Genomic DNA, 22079 nt, shown 5'->3' on the forward strand with positions numbered 1-22079 from the left:
GGCTACTTCAATCATTATCAATGTTTGTCCTTCTTTCGGGGTGAAATATATCAAGAGATCTGCCTAATCCTGAAAAGATATTTTCATTCTCTGCCTTTTGCATTTTTTTCTGTTTTTCAATCAAATCTTGTTTTAAGCTTGGTTCGTTCTCTTGTTTTATCTTTTCAGGCTGTGAATTTTCTTTAACTGGATCATCTGCTGACTCCTCGTTTTCGGAGAAATAGTAATGCGAATAATGGGTGCCGGTAATCATTCCTCCTAAGAATAAAACAGCAGCTGTCAATAGAATAACCAACGTTTTCATTATTCTACTCCTCCCCTTCTGCGTCTTTTGTTTCGTTATAAAATTCACTAATGACCTCAGCTAATATTTCAGATGATCCATAAACTTCTTCGAGATTATTTTCAATCCCTCCCATTTCAATGAGAATTGATTTCTCACCTAAATCCTGATTGTAATTACCATTGGAACCTGCTCCACCTTTTTCAATAACCCCTCTGCTCAGACCTGGATATTTTTCTTCGAGTTTATTATGAAGCGTAGTTGCCATTTCCAGATTTTTTTCATAATGGGGGTTGTTTTTACCAATTACAAAAAAGGTTCTTGCGAGCGTTTCTCCATTGATAGTAACTGTAGTAATATCCCGGGGCTGCGAATCACGGTGCAGATCAAAAAATAACTCAAGATTGTCGTTTTCATTTATGGCTTCTTCGAGGACACTTCTTGAAACATCGTAGGACTGAGGAAAGTCCCAGCCATTTTCATGCAGCTGCTTCTCAATATCTGTGTTGTCCACTTCAGTTCCAATTCCTCTTTTTTCAAGCTCCTTACCGAAATGTCTTCCCACAAGAGTAATATTTACATCAGGATGAAAGGCGACATCATTACCTTCGTCTAATTCCGGCAGATATGATTCTCTACTGTGTGAATGTATTATGTGCGCTACTTTTTCAAGATTAGAGGGCGTCTCAGTTTCATCTTCAAGTACTTGCAGCCGTTTATTGTTTGTTTCCCGCTCTTCCATCAGTACTTCGAGCGGAGGCGCAGATTCCACCGGCATGTTTGAAAAATTTGTCCCTTCACCTGCTACAATAATTTTTTCGTTCATAGCAGCAAGTCCCGGTATTTCTTTTCCTAAAAGTGTACGGGGATCGTTCACATCAATATTTGTTGCTATTTCAACGGTCGCATGAAATAATCCGGATTCTACAGAGGTCTCTGGAAAAGATGAATACAGCTTGTTTTCAAATGCAAAAAAGGAAAACAAAGTATCCTGTTGTAATACCTCGCTCCATTCAGAAAGCATACGGGAGCTAAAAGGCTGCTTTTCTCCAAATGAGGTAAGTAAGGTTACGAATAATAATATAATGAGTGGACCGGCGACGAAACGTGCTGTCCAATTTAACAGGCTTGTCCTGCTTAAAATGTGTCTATTAGATTTTTTCAGCCCCATCTCTATCTTCCTCCTCTGTATACTCTATGAGCTACATAAACGAAGATAGAACGTGAAGATAGAACGTTATTTTGTATAGGTTCCGGTGTTCTGCTGATTGACACTGCCGTGAAGAGCTGCATTCAGTCCTTCTGCCACAACGTTTGCCATATCCTCCATAAAAACGTCTACCTCTTTAGGTGTTACCATAAGATTATGGCCGAGCGGAGCGAGAACTTCCTGGATTAATCGCCGTTTTTCCTCGTCTTCAAGGGTTCCGATCATTCCCAGTATTGCCTGGCGCCCCTGATCATCAGGCAGGTCCTTCTCATCTAATACTTTTTTCTCTCCGAAGACCATCCCTGCAGGTGTCAGGGCTTTGCCCGGCATTTCTTTATCTTTCATTTCTCTGCCTATATGCTTTAACAAATAATCAATTGTATCGCTGGTAATAGATACCGCATCGACTACCGTTGGAATTCCAATGGCCACCACCGGAATCCCTAATACCTCTCTACTTAATTCTTTACGCTTATTGCCTATACCTGAGCCGGGATGAATACCAGTATCTGATATTTGTATCGTTGCATTCACCCGCTCAATCGACCGTGCGGCAAGGGCGTCGACCGCAATAATGACATCGGGCTTCGTTTTTTCGATAACGGCAGAAATAATATCGCTTGTTTCTACCCCGGTCATCCCCATTACTCCTGGGGCAAATGCGCTTACTGGGCGGAACCCTTCATCTACCTGCTCAGGTGCTTCTAGAAACAAGTGCCTCGTAACCAGCAGACGGTTCACCACCATCGGGCCGAGTGCATCTGGTGTTACATTCCAATTTCCAAGTCCGGTTACCAGACAGGATGCATCTTTTTGTACACCCATATCATCAAGAAATTGGCTGAATTCACGAGCGAAAATCTGTTCAAGGTTCTGCTGTAGTTCAGTATCCTGTTTGCGTATACCCTGTGCCTCAAATGTTAAATAATTCCCCGCTTTTTTTCCTGTTTGACGCGCTCCATTTTCATCCATTTTCACGTGGGTGATCGTAACTCCTGCCTCTTCTCGCTCTTTTACAGTAATACCTTTAGAAGTATCCTGTGGATGAAGCTCTTTCTCCTGAAGCATTTCTTTTTCTTCTATGGCTAAATCTGTACGAACTGAAAAGCTTGAAAGGTCTAATTCTTTTTTCATTTAATTTCCTGCTTTCTATTTAAATTTAATCGTCTCTTATCCAATCTAATTAAATATAGTATGAAACCTCTGTAGTAAAGTTATTCTTATGTTGCGCCATCGGGCATTTTTTGATAGAATCCTTTTGTGCTATCTTTGAACCGGAAGGTCAATGATCACTTAAGGAGGTGAAGGAATTGGCTAATATTAAATCTGCTAAAAAACGCGTTTTAACAAACGAAATCAGCCGTGTGAAGCATCAGGCTTTTAAATCTTCCATGCGCTCTGCCATTAAGGAATTCGATAAAAAGGTAAATAATAATGACGCAGAAGGTGCAAAAGAAATTTTTATCCTTGCTTCCAAAAAGGTCGATAAGGCTGCCAGTAAGAACATGATCCACAGTAACGCTGCCAATCGTGCAAAATCACGCATGCAAAAGCGTTTAAACACGATCGCTCAATAAGGAAAAAAACGACTCTTGGGGAGTCGTTTTTATTTGATTGAATTCATAACAGCAGACATAACCATGTGTTTTCTCTTTATCATTTGATTTAGGGTTTTATATTCAGAAAAGCACTTATGGATAGTTCAAGCTTCTGTGTCATAAAAAAAGCTAAGCCTTTCCGCCATGTCAAATTGGCGAAAGCCTTAGCTTACTTTATGCAGTTTTTTCCATTCCGCTGATTTTAATAATGCTCAGCTCCAGCCTGAGGGTTTTATCAACTTTTCCTGTTTTCATTTCATAATCGCCCTCAGCCAGCTCAGTCAAAATTGACTTTAATCGTGATTCTGTAAATGATCTCGCCTGTCCTTCTGCAATTTTTACGGCATAAGGATGCACTTTTATTAAACCAGCGATTTTTTGACGGGAGTACCCTCTTTTTTTCAATTCCTGTACGTGAAGCATAATTCGGAACTGTCTTGCCAGTAAAACGAGCAGCTTAATGGGCTCTTCATTTTGCTTTAGAAGGTCATAATAAACCCGCAGCGCGCGGCTGGTCTGCTTTCGGATAACAAAATCAACCAGTTCAAAAACATTATCTTCGAGTGTTCTTGCTACTAAGGCATTTATGTCATTTACTGTTATGCTGCTTTTGTCAGCAGCAAATATAAGTATTTTCTCCAATTCAGATGAAAGCATCAGCATATCCTTGCCGGCGAGCTGAACCAACCGCTCGACCGCATTCTTTTCGAAAGCAGCTGAATGATTCCCTGTTTTTTCACGGACCCACTCCTGCATCATATTTTCATCAATTGAATGCGATGCAAAGGTTAATGCCTGCTTTTTTAACTGTTTTACAATTTTTTTGCGCTCATCCAGCTTTGGATGAGCTACGGTTAATACCATTACTGTTTCCGGCGGGGGGGAGGAAATATATCTTTCCAGCGCTTTAATATTATGCTCCACTTTATCTTTTTCTCTCTGCCCGGTGAGAAAATAACAATTTTTTAAAATTATCACACGTCGATTGCCGAAGAAGGGAAGCGTTTCTCCCTCTTCAACTGCTGTTTCTACTGCTGTCTCTCTCATGTCATATACAGAGTAATTAAAGTCAAGCTCCTCTACAGATAAAACATTGCTTTTTATGGTATTTGTAATTGTTTTAATAAAATAATCCTCTTCCCCATATAGTAAATAGAGAGGTCCCGTATTTTTCTTTAGGCTCGAGGATATTTCAGCATAGTTCATCATTTATATATGTCTCCTCAAATTTAAATATATCATTATCGTATAATCACTTGAGGGATTTAGCAACAGCCACTCACCATCAGCATAAAAGAAGAGAGGAGAAACGGCCTCTCCCCATTGGATAGACCGTCTCATTTATGATAAACGCAGCCACCGAGGCCTAGGAACCCTAAATAGCTGCGATAATCGTTTCTGTTCTCTCTTAGGATATCCTATGTTGATGTTCGTTATAGGTGACAACTCTTTACATGAACACCAGCACTATCCTTATGAAAATGAAAAGGAATGCATATGGATTTTTTTAAAGGATTGTCTTATACTTTATATAGAGAGCGTAAATGAGGAGGGCTGTTTTTATGAACCACTTTGAAAAGGACGTCCAGAGCAAGCGCAATGATTTTAACGATTCGGTTGTTGCCTTTATAGTTTCTTTTGTTTTCTTCGCATTGATTTTTCTAGTGGCAACAATTGTGGATGTCGCTAACATGTTCTCGTAACGCAAATTCAAAAGGATAAAAAGACTTTGTTTGCTGCAAACGGAGTCTTTTTTTATTTGCATTCATATTGAACTCCTGCAGGAACTGCGGCATTAATTGAGACTTTATCGTCTGCTCGTATCGTTAAGCGGACTGCTCCTTGCTCTTTTGTTTGAAATACTTTAATATTTCTTGAATCTAACTTCGATAAAACATCCTCTCCAGGGTGGCCGAACCGATTGCAGCGCCCGGCGGATATAAACGCTGTTTTAGCTCCTATTTGATCGAGAAAAGCTTCACTGCTTGAGGTGGAACTGCCATGATGAGCGACCTTTACATAATCAGCTTGTATATACGGGTATCTTTTTAGCAGTTGAGTTTCCTCCTGTTCTTCAATGTCTCCAGTAAATAAAAAACTTTTACCTTTAATTTCTGCTGCCAGAACAATAGAACGAGCATTCCCACTTGATTCTGTGCCTTCTGGTGCAAGAACTTTAAACTGATGACCATCTTCTAACCACGCATCACCGTCCCCTGTTTCAAAAACCGGAATGCCTCGATTACTCATCTCCGCCAGAAATTTAATTTCTTTGCTCTCAAATTTTTCCGATCTGCCGTATAATATTTTTCTCACCTTTGTTTCTCTTGTGACGGCAGGAACACCCCCATAATGATCTGCATCTCCGTGAGTAACGATAACGGTATCTATCTCTCTTATCCCCCTTGATTTCAAAAATGGTACTACAATTTGTTCACCGGGATCATATAATTTATCGCGTTCTGCCCATTTTTCTTTTGGAAAAGTAAGTGCACCACCCCCATCAATGACATAGACAGCTTTTCTATAAGGCAGTTCAATTACAATACTGTCCCCCTGACCGACATCAAGAAAAGTAACATAAGCTTTATTATCTGTATACGGGAGAAATATCTGCAGAAGTAACGAAGCCGTCACGATACTTAATGCGTATGTGCATAACTTTCCTTTTCTTTCACTACTTTTAAATACGTACAGGATGGAAAAGCTCATAATCATAATCATTGGCGCAGCCGGTTGTCCCGCCGGAACCTGTAGAAAACGTGTCTGACGAATCCTATTTAACCCAAGATGCAATGCATCCATTAAATCAGCAAGCGGCTGAAGCCAAAGATCAGCCAAAGGCAGAGAAATAAGCGAAATAAAGAAAAGCAGAAAGCTTGCGGGGAGCACAATAATTGTAATAAGTGGAATGAAAAGAAGATTTAAGAGAAAACTTAATAATGAGAACTCATGAAAATGGTAAAGAATGATGGGAAGCGAGGCTAACTGAGCTAGTGTGGTTACGATGATTAACGACATTGGAATATTTGATTTCAAAATCAATTTACTGGAAAACATTAAACATAAACTAACAATAAATGACAACTGAAAACCGACCTGAAGCAAATAATATGGATTACACAGCAGCATGACAATACATGTAAATGCAAGTACATCCACCGCATGTCTGCTGTTCAAACGAAAGCGGTAAATCACCATAAAAATGATTGCCATTCCCCCTGCCCTAACGACAGACGGTGCAGCTCCTGCCAAAATAATATATATTGGGAGAAAACAAATTAAAACAACAGCAGCATTCTCTTTTGTAAAGCCGGCGCGCAGGAGTATTATTAATATACATCCGGTTATAAGACCTACGTGCATTCCAGAAACAGCGAGCAAGTGTATAATACCAAGACTTTGGTAGGATATTTCCGTTTCAGGCTCTAAAAGCTGTCTATCCCCAAAAATCAGAGCTGCTGAGATGCCTTGAAGTGGCACTGGAAAATTGGATTCTATCCAATCCACCCCAAAATGGCGCCAAATTAGAAGTTTCTCTTTTAACTGGCTGATTTTACTATCCTTTATGGCACACGAACCATGATCAAGAGACTCGGCTTGAAACACCCAGTGAATCTGGTGCTGATGTAAATAATCCATATAAGAAAATGCACGAAAATTCACGGCTGGAATTGGCTTTTCGAGCTTACCTTTCCAATTGCATTCGATACCTGGCATAAATTGATTTAATTGCTCAATCTCTTCTTTTTTTTGAAGATTTAGTGAAATAATTATTTTTTCTCCACTCTTCGTCTCAGCCGTCCATTTAACATTATCACCATTTCTAAGGGGAGCACTTTTTATAATGGCTGACACTGAGGTGGTATCCGAATCCATTTTTGAGATATTCAATTGTTCGATTAACTCAGTTCGTATGAGAATTAACAAGATAAGAATGAGGTAAATAATTTTGAGGGAAACTTGCGGAATGCGGAGATAACAAAAAAGAAACAGCGGGGCCGCTGTACAAACAAATTGGAAGTTCCAGTCAGAGAATACTATTGCTGCCGCGGCCGCGCTTCCTATACAGAGATAAATGCCGGAACCTTTCAAGGCATCACCTCTTTCTATTATTTTATAATTCTATTTTCTTCCATTACTTTTGACTTAGCTGAAGCGCTTGTTCAATATCTCCAATGATATCGTCAACATGCTCAATTCCAACCGATAATCTAATTAAATCAGAGCTGACGCCTGCAGCTTCCTGGTCTATTTCGGAAAGCTGCTGGTGTGTGGTGCTGGCAGGATGGATAACAAGTGATTTAGCATCTCCTACATTGGCGACGTGCGAGTGAAGTCTGCATGAGTTAATAAATTTCTGCCCTTCCTTTGTCCCTCCTTTTATTCCAAAGGTAAGTATTGCTCCCTGACCATCCGGCATATATTTTTTAGCCATTTTATAAGTTTTATGCGAAGAAAGCCCAGGGTAATTCACCCAGTCCACCAATTCATGATTTTGTAAATATTGAGCAACTTTTATTGCGTTTTCGCAGTGGCGTTCCATACGAAGCGGAAGCGTTTCAAGCCCTTGCAGCAATAAAAATGAATTGAAAGGAGAAATAGCCGGACCTAGATCCCTAAGAAGCTGCACCCTCGCTTTTATTATATAGGCAAGCTCACCAACTGCCTCTGTATACTTTACACCATGATAACTGGGATCAGGTTCTGTTAACCCTGGAAATTTCCCATTTGCCCAGTTAAAAGTTCCAGAATCAACTATTACCCCTCCTATGGAAGTTCCATGGCCTCCTATAAACTTGGTGGCGGAGTGGACTACAATATCCGCACCATGCTCAATTGGTCTGCATAAGAAAGGTGTAACCAGTGTAGCATCCACCATGAGCGGGAGATCATTGGAATGTGCCACTTCAGCAATTGCTTTAATGTCCAAAACGTTACCGTTTGGATTACCTATCATTTCACCATAAATCAGCTTTGTTTTTGAATTTATTTTCTCTGCATACGCTTCTGGATTAGTACCATCAACCAAATGGACTTTAATACCCATTTTGGGCAGGGTATGTACAAACATGTTATACGTTCCACCGTAAAGTCCACTTGAAGCAATGATTTCATCTCCGTTCTCACATATGTTTAATATTGCAATATGAATAGCCGAACTTCCACTGGCCGTTGCAAGAGCTGCTGCCCCGCCATCCAGCTCTGCCATTCTTTTCTCAAATACATCCTGAGTTGGATTCATAATTCGAGTATAAATGTTACCGAACTCAGCTAATGAAAATAAGTTCGCAGCGTGCTCCGTGTCTTTAAATGTATATGAAGTCGTCTGGTAAATAGGTACCGCCCTTGCCTGAGTTACTGGATCTGTTTCTTGACCTCCGTGAACTGCCAAAGTTTCAAGCTCCCATTTTTCTTCTGCCATTATATTCCCCTCCTGATCATGCCTTTTTATCAGTTTTACAATATCAGAATTTCCAAAAAATTGATACAATTATTAATTGATCGTAATTAATTCAAGCATTGTTTCAAGAGATTTTTCACCTATTCCTGATACGTTTAACAACTCCTGTTCCGATGAAAACATCCCATTTTCTTCACGATAGGAAATTATAGCTTCAGCTTTTGCCGGGCCAATCCCTGTCAGTGATTCTAACTCCGTCTGATCAGCATAATTAATTCTGATTTTTTCATTAACATTTGAGCTGGGAGATTCTTCTGCAGCCATATCGATTTGAGATCCTTTCTCCTGAACAAGGATTACCATTTCATCCTGCAGTTTCTGAGAAAAATTTACCGTGGATTCATCTGCGCTCTCTGTTAAGCCACCTGCTTTATCAATTGCATCGATTATTCTCGTACCCGCCCTCATCTCATATACATTAGGATTAATCACCTCCCCTTTTACATCAACGAAAATTTCTTCGTTGTTTTCAGACACAGAATTATTTGAACTGTTGAAGTCCGCTGGATTTTCCTCTGGATTTTCTAGAATTTCAAAACTATTAATTGGTTCAGCCTCCTCTCCTCCCTGGGTGAAGCTGTAAGTTAAACCAGATAATAATATCACAGCAGAGGCAGCAGCAATACTTACATTTTTTTTATTTAACAATAGATTCCTTCCTTTCTGATTTCTGATTTTTAAATTGGAATATTAGAGCTTCTTTTGCATATAAGTAAAAGAGTATTTTTGTCTGGAAAGGGGGAGCTTCACATGGAAACTGTAGGAGTCATTGGAGCCGGAAATATGGGAAGTATGTTGATTGAGGTCATGCTTGAGCAAAAAGCCGTTTCAGAGGAAAAGATGCATGTATTTAATCGCACTTACAGTAAAAGTCAGTCTCTAAAGGATAAATTTACCTCAATTCACACACATACCTCCGTAAAAGAAATTGTCCAAGAAGCCTCTATGTTATTTTTGTGTATCAGACCTGGGGATTATGAAGGAATTCTTCCGGAGCTGAGAAAGCATTTAACGGGCAGCCATACTTTATTGACCATTACGAGTCCGGTTTCTGGAGAAGAACTTGATTCTCTTCCGTGCAGAAAAACAGGCAGAGTCGTTCCAACTATCCTTAACAAAACTGGGAACGGACCGTTTTTAGTAACTTTCGGAAATAATTGGGGAAAAGAGGAAAAGCAATTCTTTATGCAGTGGCTTAACACTTTTGGTTCACCTGTGGAAATAGAAGAAGAATGTATCAGGGCAGCTAGTGATATAGTAAGCTGCGGTCCCGCATTCTTTAGTTTCCTGCTTGAACAGTTTATCCAGGCGGCTGTAAAAGAAACACAAATAAGCAAGGAAGAAGCAGAAATGATGACGGAGCAGATGATTATTTGTTTTGGGAACCTGCTTGATTCAGGTGTCTATAATCTACAGACGTTAAAAGAAAAAGTGAATGTTCCAGGAGGGATTACCGGGGCCGGACTGGGTGTCCTGAGAAAAAAAAGCGCCGGTATGTTTGAGGAAGTTTTTCAGACGACTCATTCAAAATTTAGAGAAGATAAAGGGAAAATGGAACCTTTGTTTAATAAATAAATTAGTTTTCTATCCGGTGGGCAGTTCGTGAAAAAAAGACGGGAGATCCGTCTTTTTTAGAATAGCTTGTTCATTGTTTTTTGTAAATCTTTTTTGCTATAAAAAAAAGTCGATCACTGTCCGGCGCTGGTTTATCAAATGAAAAGTCTGCAAAAGTATTTATCCTGTGCAGCCCAGCTTCCTCGAGCAATTTTATATATGTTTTTTCGGTAAACGTTTTTTGTATATGCACTTCATCATAACGGATATATTCATTGCCCTTCTGCTTAAGAAAAAGAGTAAGTTCATGCTCAACTTCTCCACGGCTGCTTCCTGCACTGCAGTTCCAGATATAAGAAATATCTTCTGCATTGTCTGCGTAAGAAAAATCAGAAAGTACTGTATCCAGGTAATGACAGGAGTGGGCATCAAAAATAAATAAGCCTCCGTCATTCAGATGCTCGCTGACAGCCTGAAACGTATGGAGGACAGATTTCTTATCTCTAAGATAATTCACAGCATCACACATAGATAGAATGACATCATATTTATGAGGCAGATGCAGCTTTCGCATATCCTGCTTTATCAGAACCGGCTTATAATGAAAATTCTTCTGCTGAGCTACCGCAAGCATATCTTCCGAGAGATCAACTCCATCTATTTTATAGCCGCGTTTTGACAAATAATTTATCAACGTTCCTGTTCCGCAGCCAAGATCGAGTATATTGCATGGCCGCATTTCTTGTTGGGTTAAAATTCCTTCTATAAAATCAGCCCAATCCAGATAAGGTGCATTCTCCATTAAAACGTCATAAACTTCTGCAAACCCTTTGTACGATTCCATTCAGCACCCCTTAGGAAAGCACCGATTGAAGTTCTATCTGTCGTGCGTCTCCCCATAATTTTTCTAAATTATAATAATGTCTTTCATCTTTATGAAATATATGAACAATAACATCACCGAGGTCAATCAATACCCACTTTGCTTCTTCAAAGCCCTCAAGCCGCTTAACATCAAAACCCTCAGCCTGAGCTTTTTTCTTGATTTCTTGAGCAATTGACTGTACCTGCTTACTTGAATTCCCGTGGCCTATCACAAAATAATCAGCAATCAGTGAAATTTCTTTCATGTCCAAAGCCACAATGTGTTCTGCTTTTTTCTCATCAGCTGCCTTCACGGCAAGCTCAAGTGTTTTTGCTGGTTCCATCGCGTTTTTTCATCCTCTCTTTTCTTTCTGTTATTACAAGATCATTATATGCGTTCAATGTTTCTGGAAAAATTGGCTGATTTTTTTTCATCAAAAAGATAACTGTATTGCGCAGTGCTGAAATTATCGCTTTATCAATGCTTTCCAATGCTTCTTTTCTCACATCATCAACGCCGGGAAAGCGCCTGTTTGGTTCTATATAGTCAGCTAAAAATATGATTTTTTCAAGAGATGTCATTTCTGCTTTTCCAGTAGTATGCCAATATATAGCCGATAAGATTTCTTCGTCATTTATACCAGCTTCTTTCTTCACAAGGTACGCTCCTGCCGGGGCGTGCAACAGTTCCTCTCCATAATCTATAAAAGCTGGGTCCCATTTCTGACTATGAATTATTTTTATCATTTCATCCTTTGGTCGAAATTTTGCGTAATCGTGAAATATCGCAGCCATTTCAGCCTTTGATGGATCTACTGCTGCTCTTTCTGCTAATTCTATTGCAGTATCTGTTACCCCGAGCGTATGAATGTAGCGATGTTCTGTCAATTGTTTCTTTACTATTGCCAGAGCATTATGTCTGTTCATACAACCCTCTCTCCTCGATATAATGTCGAACCGCATCCGGGACGAGATAACGGATATTTTGTTTGTTTGTAATCCGGCTGCGCAAATCAGTGGACGAAATATCAAGTAAAGGAGCATCTAAATGTAGTATACCCTCTGAGCCTTTAATTTGAGCAGCATAACCAGGACGTCCGCTGACAATAAAAGTAATTAAGGTTTTTAATTCTTCAATGTTTTCCCACGTATTCAGCTGCTCCGCCATATCAGCACCGATAATAAAAAAATATTCTTTTCCTGGATAACGCTCTCTCAGCTCCCGCACCGTATCCACCGTATAGGACAATCCCCTGCGGTTTAATTCAATATCTGATATAAAAAAACGGGCATTGTCCTGAATCAGCAGCCTGGTCATTTCAAGACGGTCCACTCCGCTCACCAGCTGGGAGCGTACTTTGTGGGGGGGAGTGCTCACAGGTATAAACCAGACTTCATCCAAATTATGGACAGTCATTGCTTCTTGCGCAATTATGAGGTGCGCCTGATGAGGAGGATCAAATGTGCCGCCGAGTAATCCTATTCTTTCCTTCATAAGAAGCCCCTTTTTATATTGGTAACTGAATATTTTTGTTTTCCAATGATTCTTTATACAGAATAATGGTACTTCCGATAACTTGTACGACTTCAGAGTGGGAAGCTTCGGAAATTTTTCTTGCGGCTTCATGTTTGTCTTCCGCACAATTCTGCAGTATTGATATCTTAATAAGCTCTCTTGCTTCAAGAGCATCCTCTGTCTGCTTAATCAAGTTATGATTGACCCCGGCTTTTCCTACCTGAAATATAGGTTTAATTGAATGGGCCTCGCTTCGTAAAAATCGTTTTTGTTTGCCGCTTAACATTTATTCATCTCCTCCGAGTTGCTCTAAAACAATTCTAGTCATTCTGTTAATATCTGGTGTCAGGCCGGTCCAGATTTCAAATGCAACCGCTCCCTGCCCGACAAACATTCCGACACCATTTAATATTTCAGCACCTGCTTGCTCAGCATCCTTCAGCCATTTCGTATAAAGAGGATTATAAATTAAGTCACTGCAGAGCACACCAGGCTTCAACTCAGCTGTAGTCCAAGGGGTGTCTGTGACGTTCGGGTGCATCCCAATGGATGTTGTGTTAATTATAATATCAAATGATGGTGTTTCTTTTTCTGCTTCTTTTTTTGGTAATACTTTCACCTTTTCCGGGGAAGCTAAACTTTCGGAAATTAACTCGGCCCTGCCGAGTGTGCGATTCGTTAAAATTACGTTTTCAGCTCCATGGTTTATCAGGGCAGATACCACTGCTCTTGCCGCTCCCCCGGCACCTATTACAAGAATTTTCTTGTGTGTCAAAACTGGACCAGCTTTAACAAGAAGTGACTGCAGATATCCCGTTCCATCCGTATTTCTTCCGATTAAATGTCCATTATTTATTTCAACAGTATTTACAGCTCCTATAATTTCCGCTTCCTTATCGATATCATCCAAATATTTCATCACTTCCACTTTATGGGGAACTGTCACATTAAAGCCTGAATAATTTAAAGCTTTCAAGCCTCTGACTGCTTCACCAAGATCCGCAGGATCCACCTCGAACGCTTGATAGGAATAAGGAAGCTGAAGACGTTCAAATTGGTCGTTATGCATTAATGGGGACATAGAATGCCCTACAGGATATCCTATTAATCCATAATATTTTTTTTTATAACTGTTCATTAAATAATCCCTTCCCTTAATGAAACTCCCACTCCCTCAGGGGCATGGACACATATTTCAGCACCCTGGCTGACGACAGTAATCCAACCGAGGCCGGAGATGATAATATCAGTCTTAGGCCGGCGGATATGAAATGTATATTTTTTCCATTCGGGCATCTCTTTTAAAGTATCTTCACCAGGGGGAAAAAGCATATCTCCTGCATGTGATTCAAAGAGAGAATCTGCATTTTCAAGCTTTGTCCGATGAATATTTACGTCGTTTGAAAAATATGCAACAAATGAATTCTTATCTCCGCTTTCGAAATCAAAACGGGCAAGTGCCCCAATAAAAAGTGTCTGCTTCGCCTCGAGTTGAAAGTTAACTGGTTTTATCTCTTTTTTAGGGGTAATTTGTTTTAATTCGGTTGTGTTAACAAAATGTGCCATTTGTTTGTGATTGATAATACCAGGGGTGTCATATAAACTTTTCCCATCATCCAGTGGGAGATCGATCATATCAAGTGTCGTCCCTGGAAAATGGGAAGTGGTAATTAACTGCTCTTCATCTCCTCCGAACTCTTTTATTATTCGATTGATGAAGGTAGATTTTCCTACGTTTGTACATCCAGTCACATATACATCTCTGCCACTTCGCATTTTATCCATTAATGCAGCAGCATCCTGTACATTTTTTCCTTTAGATGCGCTGATCAGCATTACTTCCGAAACCCGAAGCCCTTGATCCTTCGCAGACTTTTTTATCCATGAAATTACCTTGTTCTCGTTAACTGATTTCGGAAGCAGATCAGATTTATTAGCTAAGAGCAAAATTTCATTATGAGCTGCAAACCGTTGAAATCCAGGAATCCAGCTTCCCTCAAAATCAAATATATCTACTATCTTTACGATCAAGGCATGCCTGCTGCTGAGTTCATGAAGTTTTGCAATAAAATCACTATCATTTAAGTCCACTGCCTGCACTTCATTATAATGCTTTAAACGAAAACAGCGCCTGCAGATTACTACCGCTTTATCCAGAGCTGAAGGCGGTGTATATCCGGCTGAGCCTGAATCTGTAGTTTGTATCTGCGCTCCGCAGCCTGCACAGATTAGCTTTTCGTCCATGTTAATCCTCCCATTGAATCAATCCACGGTCTTTTAACCGCTTTAATACTCTTCGTTCCACCTTACGGTTGATTTTTGTAATAACTCCGTCTGATTGAGCTACCGGCACGACCAGCACCGTATAAAACCCTGCCCGGTTTCCACCAAAAACATCTGTTAGTACCTGATCACCAATGACAACAACTTCATTCTTTTTCAGGTTCATTTTTTTACATGCTTTTCGAAAAGCATTCCCCATTGGTTTCTTTGCAGAATGAATAAATTGTATACCTGTCGGTTCTGAGAAATGGCGAACTCTCGTCTTGCTGTTGTTTGATACAATAGTGACCTGAAACCCTTGCTCACGCACAAAGTGCATCCAATCTAACAGTTCTGGGGTAGCTTCCGGGCGGTCCCACTCGACGAGTGTATTGTCTAAATCTGTAATAATGCCCTTAATGTTATTCTCATGCAGCTTTTCAATATCCAGCTCAAACACCGAAGGCAGATATTCGTTTGGAATAAATTGTTTTAACAAGAAATGACACACCCTTTATATATCATTTGCTGTTCAGCAAATAGGTCATTTGTAAAAATGAATATGCCTGCGGAACACTGGCATAATCTCACTATCACTAAATGGAAAGTATACCTTTGTTCTCTCTATTTTTCAAACTAATCCCCGTGTACAGCCATAGAAAGTAGAAGCAGAACTAAAATAATTCGACATTATTTGAATTTACAAAACTGTGGATAACTTTTCTCAACATATTACAGCCCGATAAATTAACGATTGCTTTCATTCTTTAACAGGTTATAAACAATTTATCCACGAGTGCTTGTGGATAAGAGAACGGTTGTTCTGCAATTTTTTTAATGCTAAACTAAGATCATCAAATGAGTTGATTGTAAACAAAGAAATGAAAAGAATTGACATCCATACATTAACATGAAAAATCGTGAAAGAAAAAGGTTCAAGGGAGGTGCGCGGGCTGCTTTTTGCCCTGAATTATGAGACAATTATCGGATGATCTGCTCATAGAGGCATATGAAAAAGCAATTCATTTAGAACTGAACAGTGATTTTATAGCATTGATAGAAGAAGAACTAAACAGAAGATCTCTGAATAGAAAACGATCTGTAATACAAATGTGACCAACTGCTTGTACAGTAAACATAATTAACATTAAATAAATAACAGCCTTTCTGGAAGTGACTTATCCAGAAAGGCTTTTTATTTTCACATATTCACGTGGCTTGAATTCAATCTTTTCCGGCTCCTGCTCTGATAAGGGACGCAGAGGCGAATACGAATAAAACTGCTCTGCCCGTTTATTTTTTACATACTCATTAGCCCACATACTGCAGCCAAAGAATACGTTAAATATTATTACCGCTATAATTATTTTTCTGCTCATTCACTCACCTGCATTTTATTATTAGTATCAACTTCTTCACAAAATATATTCATTTTCTGTAAACGTTTTTCTACCTATTAAACAGTCATTGTAATTACTTGTCTCGTGAGGTTTTATCTGATGCAGAAGCGTATATTATAAGTTATAATGTTTAAAGTATTTGTACCCGTTAGAACACTGAAGGAGGTTCCAAATGTTTACAGCATTACATCTTGCTATCATCGCCCCATTCCTTGCAGCAATCCTGGTGCCATTTCTTTATAAATGGCTACCTAAAATACATACCGGATGGTTTGTATTAATAATTCCATCCATATTGTTCCTATATTTCTTATCTTATATACCAGTAACTTCTGCTGGTAATTCAGTCAGGGCTGTATTTGAATGGGTTCCTTCCTTTGACGTTAATTTCGTTGCTTACGTGGACGGGCTGGGTCTATTGTTTGCATTATTGATCACCGGAATTGGGGCACTGGTTGTTTTATATTCGATTTACTATCTCGATAAAACAAAAGAAGCACTTCATCAATTTTATACATATCTGCTTATGTTTATGGGCGCTATGCTCGGTGTTGTCCTATCGGACAATCTAATTGTCTTATATACTTTCTGGGAATTAACAAGTTTATCTTCGTTTTTGTTAATTGCCTACTGGTACGAAAAAGAAAAATCAAGATACGGTGCTTTAAAATCAATGCTTATCACCGTTTTCGGCGGTTTTTCGATGTTGATCGGTATCGTTCTTATATATGTAATTACTGGAACATTCAATATTTCTGAAATTATAGCTAGTCCAGGTAACTTGACAGAATCAGCCTACTTTCTGCCGGCCATGCTGCTTATTCTGCTTGGTGCTTTTACAAAATCAGCGCAATTTCCTTTCCATATCTGGCTGCCGGACGCGATGGAGGCGCCAACTCCAGTCAGTGCTTATTTACATTCCGCAACGATGGTAAAAGCGGGCTTATATTTAGTGGCTAGACTCAGCCCGGTATTTGCAGCTTCAGCAGAATGGTTCTGGCTCGTTGCAGGTTTTGGAATGACAACATTATTCTGGGGGTCTTTCTCTGCTGTGAGGCAGACAGACCTTAAGGGAATACTTGCCTATTCAACAGTGAGTCAGCTCGGTATGATTCTCTCTTTGCTTGGTGTTGGAGCAGCAGCTCTGCATTTCGACACTATTGATGACAATCTTTTTACCGGTGCGACACTGGCGGCAATCTTTCATTTAATAAATCATGCAACGTTTAAAGGAAGTTTATTTATGATGGCCGGCATCGTTGATCATGAAACCGGAACTCGTGATATCCGCAGACTTGGTGGACTGATGACTGTAATGCCCATCACGTTTACGATTGCTGTAATCGGCGGATTTTCAATGGCAGGACTTCCCCCATTTAACGGTTTTTTAAGTAAAGAATTGTTTTTCACTTCCATGGTTAACATTACAGAGTTTAATTTGTTCCATGTAGATACATTCGGAGTATTATTTCCAATTGCTGCATGGACGGCGAGTGTCTTTACATTTGTCTACAGCATGATTCTAATTTTCAAAACATTCGGCGGAAAGCTGAAGCCTGAAAAATTGGAAAAAAAACCGCACGAGGCCCCTGTCGGCATGTTGATTTCGCCACTGATACTTGTCAGCCTCGTCGTTGTATTCGGTCTGTTCCCGAATATTCTATCTTACTCCTTAATAGAGCCGGCGATGGCTTCTATACAGCCTTCCCTTCTCGGTGAAGGCGAACAGTTCTATGTGGATATTTATTTCTGGCACGGCTGGAACCTGCCGTTATATATGACAATAGCTGTAGTCGCAGCAGGCTCGCTATTGTACTTAACGGTAAAGAAATGGTCACGAGTGTATAACCTGTTTCCTGAAGCATTGTCTTTTAACAAAATATACGACCAAACGTTATTCTTCACTGAAAAGAGCTCTTCAGCCCTTACAGGATGGTATATGAGAGGTTATATTAGAGATTACTTTCTCTATATCTTCTCGATAATGGCTGCTATGCTTCTATTCACGATGATAAACAAAGGAGCTTTTGCATTAAGTACTGAAAACACAGCACCTGTCAGTTTATATGAAATCATTCTCATCCTGGTTTTGCTCACTGCGACTGTTATAGTAATGTTTACTACTTCGAGATTAAAAGCAATTATCAGCCTGGGTGTCGTTGGATATTCTGTCGCATTGTTTTTTGTTGTATTCAGGGCACCGGACCTTGCATTAACTCAATTAATTATTGAAACTGTTTCTGTTTCTTTATTTCTTCTCTGCTTTTATCATCTGCCAAAGATTGCTAAGGAGATGCAGAATATAAGATTTCAGGCAGGGAACTTTATCATTTCAATTATTGTAGGTACCACCGTTACTTTAATTGCCTTATCAGTAAATAGTAACCAGCTGTTTGATTCTATATCAGAATTTTTTGTAGAAGCAAGCTATGACCAGGCTGGCGGACGCAATATGGTAAATGTAATTCTCGTTGACTTTCGAGGCTTTGATACCTTGCTGGAAATCCTTGTTCTAGGAATTGCAGCTTTAGGAATTTATTCGATGATTAAACTTCGACTGGCAGGGAGGAATGACCTTTGAAAACGAATGATGTGATTTTACAAACAGTGACCAAGGTTGTTCTGTTCCTTATTTTGTCGTTCTCCGTTTTTATGTTTTTCAACGGGCACCACGAACCGGGCGGCGGATTTATCGGAGGACTAATGACCGCTTCAGGAATTGTACTGCTATTGCTGGCGTTTGATTTGACGACAGTGAAAAATGCTCTTCCTCTTGATTTTAAACTGTTAATTCCGGCAGGCCTGCTTACGGCTATTGGAGCTGGAGTCGGTTCGTTTTTCTTTGGAGTGCCTTTTCTGTCTCATACTTATGATTACTTCACTTTCCCGGTTCTCGGCGAGCTTGAACTTGCTACAGCCTTGATTTTTGATATTGGGGTTTATCTGGTCGTTGTCGGGGTGACCCTTGCAATAATTCAAACGATTGGAGAGGATACCTGATGGAAATATTAATGTCCATCGTGGTTGGGGCTTTATTTATGGCCGGCACCTACCTTGTGCTGACCAAAAACATAATCAGGGTAATTATCGGAACAGCTATGCTGAGCCACGGCGCTCATCTTCTTCTGCTCACTATGGCAGGATTAAAAACCGGTGCCCCTCCTTTACTTGGGCTCGAAGCGCCAAATTACACAGATCCTTTACCACAAGCACTGATTCTCACAGCGATCGTCATAAGCTTCGGGGTAACCTCCCTGTTTCTTGTGCTTGGTTATCGCGCTTATCAGGTAACAGGAACAGACAGCACCGATAGATTGAGAGGATCTGATTCTTATGACTAATATGTTAATATATCCATTACTTATCCCATTGATTGCGGGGGTTGTCTTATTATTTGCTCCAGGTAAATTAAAGTTTCAGCGCACACTCAGTTTACTCAGCAGTGCTCTGTTGATTGTTGTAAATATAATTATTTTGATAAAAGTTAATAAAATTGGAATTACTACATTAGAACTCGGGGGATGGCAGCCGCCGTTCGGTATTGTGCTGGTCGGGGATCTTTTCGCTTTAATCCTGGTAACAGTAACATCCATTGTCAGTTTTCCAATATTACTTTACTCCGTCTACTCCGTTGGTGCAGATCGTGAAAAACATTATTTTCACTCATTCTTTTTATTTCTAATTACCGGCGTAAGCGGTGCCTTTTTAACAGGTGATATCTTCAACCTGTTCGTATTCTTTGAAGTACTTCTCATTTCTTCCTACGCTTTAATAGTATTAGGAGGTACAAAGGTCCAGCTGCGAGAATCATTTAAGTATGTGCTCGTTAATGTTGTCTCATCCGCCCTGTTCGTAGTTGCTGTCGCATATCTTTATGGGGTTGCAGGCACGTTAAATATGGCACAGCTCGGGGAGCGTATAGGGAGTATTGAATCATCTCCTATCCTGACTGTTATCGCCATCCTGTTTTTAATAGTATTCGGGTTAAAAGGAGCACTGTTCCCTCTTTACTTCTGGCTGCCTGCTTCATATGCAGCTCCTCCGCCCGCGATCGCAGCCTTATTCGGCGCATTGCTGACGAAGGTCGGGATCTATTCCATTTTTCGTACATACACTCTCATTTTTACACATGACAGTGGGTTTACTCATCAATTCCTTGCTATTCTTTCAGGAGTGACAATGCTTGCTGGGGTAATTGGTGCGATTGCACACAGCGATATTAAGAAAATTCTCATTTACAATGTTATTGTGGCGGTCGGTTTTATATTATTTGGAACTGCTACTTTAACTGAAGCCGGCTACACTGGCGCTGTGTATTATTTGATTCATGATATAGTAATTAAAGCAGCTCTATTTCTAATAATAGGAGCAGTGATCGCTGCTGCAGGAACGAGCAATTTAAAAGAGATGGGCGGACTGATTAAACATCACCCCCTGCTTGGCTGGCTGTTCTTCACGGCAACACTTGCCTTGGCAGGTGTCCCTCCTCTTAGTGGATTCTTTGGAAAGCTTCTGCTCATTCAAGGCGGGATTGAAGCCGGCTATTACTGGATTGTCGGAATTCTAATGCTGTCGAGCCTTCTGGTCCTCTATTCAATGATAAGAATTTTTCTGAATGGGTTTTTCGGAGAAGTAAAGCTGCCGCACATTTCGCAGCACGGAAGCACAAAAGGACTGGTTTTTCCTTGCGCATTGTTAGTTGCCGTTTCAGTGTTCATGGGACTTGGAGCAGAAAGCCTAAACCCTTACGTAATGAATGCTGTAGATACCCTGCTCAATCCAGACTACTACATTGACGCCGTATTAAAGGAGTAATGCCATGTCTTTTCAAATTATGATCAACGTAATTATTGCCCTTATGTGGATGTTTTTAACAAACGCATGGAGCTTTGGCAGTTTTGTCAGCGGTTTTGCTATCGGAGCGGCGATCCTCTTTTTAGTCAGGGGGTTTTTCACTCATCGATTTTACTTAATTGGAATATATGCAATTTTTAAGCTGATCCTGATATTTATTAAAGAATTAATTCTTTCAAGTGTTCAGGTATTATCCCAATTACTGCAGCCGAAGCTCTCCATACAGCCGGGCATATTTTCACTCGAAATTGAATTGGAAAAGGATTGGGAAATAACTGTTCTTTCTTGTCTAATTACTTTGACACCGGGAACACTTGTGGTGGATATCTCTCCCGATAATAAGATCCTTTACATTCACGCCATGGACCTGCCGGATGTGGAAACCGCAAAAAAAGACATTGAAGGCAGCTTTATCAAAGCTATTCAGGAGGTGAGCCGCTGATGATCGAAATAATGTTTTATCTTGCAGCGGTTTTAATCTCCTGTGCAATTCTGATTGCTCTCTACCGTGTTGCAAAGGGCCCTTCTGTGCCAGACAGGGTTATCGCTCTTGATATGATTGGAATAAACCTCGTAAGCCTAATAGCCATTATCTCACTCATCTTAGAGACAACTGCATTCCTTGAAGTAATGCTCTTATTGGGGATTCTCGCATTTATAGGAACAGTGGCTTTCTCTAAATTTATTGAAAAGGGTGTTGTCATTGAACGGAAACGAAATTAGCAGTGTTGTGGTCGCAATTATCGTGCTGGCCGGGGCTCTACTGTCTTTTATCAGCGCCTTTGGAATAATAAGGCTCCCGGACATATATACTCGATCACATGCTGCTACAAAAGCAGCCACCCTTGGAGTTATGTTTGTTCTTTTAGGCACTTTTATTTTCTTTGCATTTGTAGAAAACATGGTGAGTCTCCGTATTTTACTCGGGATTGTTTTTATATTTATTACTGCTCCAGTCGGCGGACATCTCATTGCGAGAGCAGCATACCATTCGGGAGTTCCTCTTTGGGAGGCAACCACTCAAGATGAATTAGCGGATAAGAAAAAGAAACGACATATATCAAATTAATATTA

Annotated in this window: 27 protein-coding genes; 11 read left to right on the forward strand and 16 right to left on the reverse strand. The window is 40.0% G+C overall.

Annotated elements, in window-relative coordinates; translation table 11 throughout:
- Window positions 1-7: 7 nt before the first annotated feature.
- The 3 genes from ACE4RR_RS09765 to gpr form a co-directional block, all read right to left on the reverse strand.
- The gene (locus ACE4RR_RS09765; protein ID WP_375535224.1) at window positions 8-304 is read right to left on the reverse strand and encodes a hypothetical protein; all 297 of its coding nucleotides are present in this window, start codon (window positions 302-304) and stop codon (window positions 8-10) included.
- A 4-nt stretch (window positions 305-308) separates the two neighbouring features.
- Window positions 309-1454: a stage II sporulation protein P gene (gene spoIIP, locus ACE4RR_RS09770; protein ID WP_375535225.1), complete on the reverse strand. Its 1146-nt coding sequence runs from the start codon at window positions 1452-1454 to the stop codon at window positions 309-311.
- 66 nt (window positions 1455-1520) lie between these two features.
- Window positions 1521-2627 carry a GPR endopeptidase gene (gene gpr / locus ACE4RR_RS09775; RefSeq protein WP_375535226.1) on the reverse strand — a complete coding sequence of 369 codons (1107 nt, stop codon included), beginning with the start codon at window positions 2625-2627 and terminating at the stop codon, window positions 1521-1523.
- A 176-nt stretch (window positions 2628-2803) separates the two neighbouring features.
- On the opposite strand from gpr, the gene rpsT reads away from it, so the two are divergent.
- The gene (gene rpsT, locus ACE4RR_RS09780) at window positions 2804-3070 is read left to right on the forward strand and encodes a 30S ribosomal protein S20 (protein WP_375535227.1); all 267 of its coding nucleotides are present in this window, start codon (window positions 2804-2806) and stop codon (window positions 3068-3070) included.
- Window positions 3071-3265: 195 nt separating this feature from the next.
- Here the strand turns inward: rpsT and holA are convergent, their stop codons facing one another.
- Entirely contained in the window at window positions 3266-4300 is a 1035-nt protein-coding gene (holA, locus tag ACE4RR_RS09785; RefSeq protein WP_375535228.1) for a DNA polymerase III subunit delta, read from the reverse strand.
- A gap of 353 nt (window positions 4301-4653) precedes the next feature.
- Here holA and ACE4RR_RS09790 point away from each other — a divergent pair, with 353 nt between their 5' ends.
- Window positions 4654-4794 carry a YqzM family protein gene (locus ACE4RR_RS09790; protein ID WP_375535229.1) on the forward strand — a complete coding sequence of 47 codons (141 nt, stop codon included), beginning with the start codon at window positions 4654-4656 and terminating at the stop codon, window positions 4792-4794.
- A 52-nt stretch (window positions 4795-4846) separates the two neighbouring features.
- On the opposite strand, the gene ACE4RR_RS09795 is transcribed toward ACE4RR_RS09790, so the two are convergent.
- From ACE4RR_RS09795 to ACE4RR_RS09805, 3 genes are all read right to left on the reverse strand, one after another.
- On the reverse strand, window positions 4847-7186 hold the full coding sequence (locus ACE4RR_RS09795) for a DNA internalization-related competence protein ComEC/Rec2 (RefSeq protein ID WP_375535230.1): 2340 nt from the start codon (window positions 7184-7186) through the stop codon (window positions 4847-4849).
- 43 nt (window positions 7187-7229) lie between these two features.
- Window positions 7230-8516: a homocysteine synthase gene (locus ACE4RR_RS09800; protein WP_375535231.1), complete on the reverse strand. Its 1287-nt coding sequence runs from the start codon at window positions 8514-8516 to the stop codon at window positions 7230-7232.
- A gap of 72 nt (window positions 8517-8588) precedes the next feature.
- Window positions 8589-9203, reverse strand: coding sequence for a helix-hairpin-helix domain-containing protein (locus tag ACE4RR_RS09805; RefSeq protein ID WP_375535232.1), 615 nt, complete (start codon window positions 9201-9203; stop codon window positions 8589-8591).
- A gap of 102 nt (window positions 9204-9305) precedes the next feature.
- Here ACE4RR_RS09805 and comER point away from each other — a divergent pair, with 102 nt between their 5' ends.
- A complete protein-coding gene (gene comER / locus ACE4RR_RS09810) occupies window positions 9306-10130 on the forward strand; it encodes a late competence protein ComER (protein WP_375535233.1) in 825 nt (274 codons plus the stop codon).
- A 70-nt stretch (window positions 10131-10200) separates the two neighbouring features.
- Here the strand turns inward: comER and ACE4RR_RS09815 are convergent, their stop codons facing one another.
- Genes ACE4RR_RS09815 through ACE4RR_RS09850 form a run of 8 tightly spaced genes read right to left on the reverse strand, consistent with a single transcriptional unit; the run spans window position 10201 to window position 15250 of the window.
- Window positions 10201-10953, reverse strand: a complete 753-nt coding sequence (locus ACE4RR_RS09815; protein WP_375535234.1) for a class I SAM-dependent DNA methyltransferase — start codon at window positions 10951-10953, stop codon at window positions 10201-10203.
- Between the two features lie 10 nt (window positions 10954-10963).
- Window positions 10964-11317: a ribosome silencing factor gene (gene rsfS / locus ACE4RR_RS09820; protein ID WP_375535235.1), complete on the reverse strand. Its 354-nt coding sequence runs from the start codon at window positions 11315-11317 to the stop codon at window positions 10964-10966.
- The gene (gene yqeK / locus ACE4RR_RS09825) at window positions 11295-11900 is read right to left on the reverse strand and encodes a bis(5'-nucleosyl)-tetraphosphatase (symmetrical) YqeK (protein WP_375535236.1); all 606 of its coding nucleotides are present in this window, start codon (window positions 11898-11900) and stop codon (window positions 11295-11297) included. Before yqeK ends, rsfS begins: the two co-directional genes overlap by 23 nt.
- Window positions 11887-12468 (reverse strand): nicotinate-nucleotide adenylyltransferase, encoded by a 582-nt coding sequence (locus ACE4RR_RS09830; protein WP_375535237.1) that lies wholly within the window; start codon window positions 12466-12468, stop codon window positions 11887-11889. The genes yqeK and ACE4RR_RS09830 overlap by 14 nt, the downstream gene beginning before the upstream one ends.
- Before the next feature lie 13 nt (window positions 12469-12481).
- Window positions 12482-12775, reverse strand: coding sequence for a ribosome assembly RNA-binding protein YhbY (yhbY, locus tag ACE4RR_RS09835; RefSeq protein WP_375535238.1), 294 nt, complete (start codon window positions 12773-12775; stop codon window positions 12482-12484).
- Window positions 12776-13627, reverse strand: a complete 852-nt coding sequence (gene aroE / locus ACE4RR_RS09840; RefSeq protein ID WP_375535239.1) for a shikimate dehydrogenase — start codon at window positions 13625-13627, stop codon at window positions 12776-12778.
- Window positions 13627-14733, reverse strand: a complete 1107-nt coding sequence (gene yqeH, locus ACE4RR_RS09845) for a ribosome biogenesis GTPase YqeH (RefSeq protein WP_375535240.1) — start codon at window positions 14731-14733, stop codon at window positions 13627-13629. Before yqeH ends, aroE begins: the two co-directional genes overlap by 1 nt.
- A gap of 1 nt (window position 14734) precedes the next feature.
- Complete coding sequence (locus tag ACE4RR_RS09850) at window positions 14735-15250, reverse strand: YqeG family HAD IIIA-type phosphatase (protein ID WP_375535241.1); 516 nt, start codon at window positions 15248-15250, stop codon at window positions 14735-14737.
- Between the two features lie 473 nt (window positions 15251-15723).
- Between ACE4RR_RS09850 and sda the strand changes: the two genes are divergently transcribed.
- Complete coding sequence (gene sda / locus ACE4RR_RS09855; protein ID WP_375535242.1) at window positions 15724-15867, forward strand: sporulation histidine kinase inhibitor Sda; 144 nt, start codon at window positions 15724-15726, stop codon at window positions 15865-15867.
- A 62-nt stretch (window positions 15868-15929) separates the two neighbouring features.
- Here sda and ACE4RR_RS09860 read toward each other — a convergent pair whose 3' ends face one another.
- Window positions 15930-16130, reverse strand: a complete 201-nt coding sequence (locus ACE4RR_RS09860) for a hypothetical protein (RefSeq protein WP_375535243.1) — start codon at window positions 16128-16130, stop codon at window positions 15930-15932.
- A 193-nt stretch (window positions 16131-16323) separates the two neighbouring features.
- Here ACE4RR_RS09860 and ACE4RR_RS09865 point away from each other — a divergent pair, with 193 nt between their 5' ends.
- Genes ACE4RR_RS09865 through mnhG form a run of 7 tightly spaced genes read left to right on the forward strand, consistent with a single transcriptional unit; the run spans window position 16324 to window position 22074 of the window.
- Window positions 16324-18732, forward strand: a complete 2409-nt coding sequence (locus tag ACE4RR_RS09865; protein WP_375535244.1) for a Na+/H+ antiporter subunit A — start codon at window positions 16324-16326, stop codon at window positions 18730-18732.
- Window positions 18729-19151 (forward strand): Na(+)/H(+) antiporter subunit B, encoded by a 423-nt coding sequence (locus tag ACE4RR_RS09870; protein ID WP_375535245.1) that lies wholly within the window; start codon window positions 18729-18731, stop codon window positions 19149-19151. Before ACE4RR_RS09865 ends, ACE4RR_RS09870 begins: the two co-directional genes overlap by 4 nt.
- Window positions 19151-19492 (forward strand): Na(+)/H(+) antiporter subunit C, encoded by a 342-nt coding sequence (locus ACE4RR_RS09875; RefSeq protein ID WP_375535246.1) that lies wholly within the window; start codon window positions 19151-19153, stop codon window positions 19490-19492. The genes ACE4RR_RS09870 and ACE4RR_RS09875 overlap by 1 nt, the downstream gene beginning before the upstream one ends.
- Window positions 19485-20966: a Na+/H+ antiporter subunit D gene (locus ACE4RR_RS09880; RefSeq protein ID WP_375535247.1), complete on the forward strand. Its 1482-nt coding sequence runs from the start codon at window positions 19485-19487 to the stop codon at window positions 20964-20966. The genes ACE4RR_RS09875 and ACE4RR_RS09880 overlap by 8 nt, the downstream gene beginning before the upstream one ends.
- A 4-nt stretch (window positions 20967-20970) precedes the next feature.
- Complete coding sequence (locus tag ACE4RR_RS09885) at window positions 20971-21447, forward strand: Na+/H+ antiporter subunit E (protein WP_375535248.1); 477 nt, start codon at window positions 20971-20973, stop codon at window positions 21445-21447.
- Window positions 21447-21728, forward strand: a complete 282-nt coding sequence (locus tag ACE4RR_RS09890) for a Na(+)/H(+) antiporter subunit F1 (protein WP_375535249.1) — start codon at window positions 21447-21449, stop codon at window positions 21726-21728. The genes ACE4RR_RS09885 and ACE4RR_RS09890 overlap by 1 nt, the downstream gene beginning before the upstream one ends.
- Window positions 21709-22074, forward strand: a complete 366-nt coding sequence (gene mnhG / locus ACE4RR_RS09895; protein ID WP_375535250.1) for a monovalent cation/H(+) antiporter subunit G — start codon at window positions 21709-21711, stop codon at window positions 22072-22074. The genes ACE4RR_RS09890 and mnhG overlap by 20 nt, the downstream gene beginning before the upstream one ends.
- Window positions 22075-22079: the final 5 nt, after the last annotated feature.

The sequence above is a fragment of the Alteribacillus sp. HJP-4 genome (assembly GCF_042139015.1).
In the GTDB taxonomy this organism is placed as follows: Bacteria; Bacillota; Bacilli; order Bacillales; family Marinococcaceae; genus JBHIKY01.

What these genes read in the sequence shown, in the direction of transcription:
- ACE4RR_RS09815 (WP_375535234.1), bottom strand. Translation starts at nt 10,953, where the DNA reads ATGGAATCGTACAAAGGGTTTGCAGAAGTTTATGACGTTTTAATGGAG.
- yqeH (WP_375535240.1), bottom strand. Translation starts at nt 14,733, where the DNA reads ATGGACGAAAAGCTAATCTGTGCAGGCTGCGGAGCGCAGATACAAACT.
- comER (WP_375535233.1), top strand. Translation starts at nt 9,306, where the DNA reads ATGGAAACTGTAGGAGTCATTGGAGCCGGAAATATGGGAAGTATGTTG.
- rsfS (WP_375535235.1), bottom strand. Translation starts at nt 11,317, where the DNA reads ATGGAACCAGCAAAAACACTTGAGCTTGCCGTGAAGGCAGCTGATGAG.
- holA (WP_375535228.1), bottom strand. Translation starts at nt 4,300, where the DNA reads ATGATGAACTATGCTGAAATATCCTCGAGCCTAAAGAAAAATACGGGA.
- ACE4RR_RS09860 (WP_375535243.1), bottom strand. Translation starts at nt 16,130, where the DNA reads ATGAGCAGAAAAATAATTATAGCGGTAATAATATTTAACGTATTCTTT.
- ACE4RR_RS09875 (WP_375535246.1), top strand. Translation starts at nt 19,151, where the DNA reads ATGGAAATATTAATGTCCATCGTGGTTGGGGCTTTATTTATGGCCGGC.
- sda (WP_375535242.1), top strand. Translation starts at nt 15,724, where the DNA reads ATGAGACAATTATCGGATGATCTGCTCATAGAGGCATATGAAAAAGCA.
- ACE4RR_RS09865 (WP_375535244.1), top strand. Translation starts at nt 16,324, where the DNA reads ATGTTTACAGCATTACATCTTGCTATCATCGCCCCATTCCTTGCAGCA.
- ACE4RR_RS09885 (WP_375535248.1), top strand. Translation starts at nt 20,971, where the DNA reads ATGTCTTTTCAAATTATGATCAACGTAATTATTGCCCTTATGTGGATG.
- aroE (WP_375535239.1), bottom strand. Translation starts at nt 13,627, where the DNA reads ATGAACAGTTATAAAAAAAAATATTATGGATTAATAGGATATCCTGTA.
- ACE4RR_RS09880 (WP_375535247.1), top strand. Translation starts at nt 19,485, where the DNA reads ATGACTAATATGTTAATATATCCATTACTTATCCCATTGATTGCGGGG.
- ACE4RR_RS09765 (WP_375535224.1), bottom strand. Translation starts at nt 304, where the DNA reads ATGAAAACGTTGGTTATTCTATTGACAGCTGCTGTTTTATTCTTAGGA.
- gpr (WP_375535226.1), bottom strand. Translation starts at nt 2,627, where the DNA reads ATGAAAAAAGAATTAGACCTTTCAAGCTTTTCAGTTCGTACAGATTTA.
- spoIIP (WP_375535225.1), bottom strand. Translation starts at nt 1,454, where the DNA reads ATGGGGCTGAAAAAATCTAATAGACACATTTTAAGCAGGACAAGCCTG.
- ACE4RR_RS09830 (WP_375535237.1), bottom strand. Translation starts at nt 12,468, where the DNA reads ATGAAGGAAAGAATAGGATTACTCGGCGGCACATTTGATCCTCCTCAT.
- yqeK (WP_375535236.1), bottom strand. Translation starts at nt 11,900, where the DNA reads ATGAACAGACATAATGCTCTGGCAATAGTAAAGAAACAATTGACAGAA.
- ACE4RR_RS09800 (WP_375535231.1), bottom strand. Translation starts at nt 8,516, where the DNA reads ATGGCAGAAGAAAAATGGGAGCTTGAAACTTTGGCAGTTCACGGAGGT.
- yhbY (WP_375535238.1), bottom strand. Translation starts at nt 12,775, where the DNA reads ATGTTAAGCGGCAAACAAAAACGATTTTTACGAAGCGAGGCCCATTCA.
- ACE4RR_RS09790 (WP_375535229.1), top strand. Translation starts at nt 4,654, where the DNA reads ATGAACCACTTTGAAAAGGACGTCCAGAGCAAGCGCAATGATTTTAAC.
- ACE4RR_RS09890 (WP_375535249.1), top strand. Translation starts at nt 21,447, where the DNA reads ATGATCGAAATAATGTTTTATCTTGCAGCGGTTTTAATCTCCTGTGCA.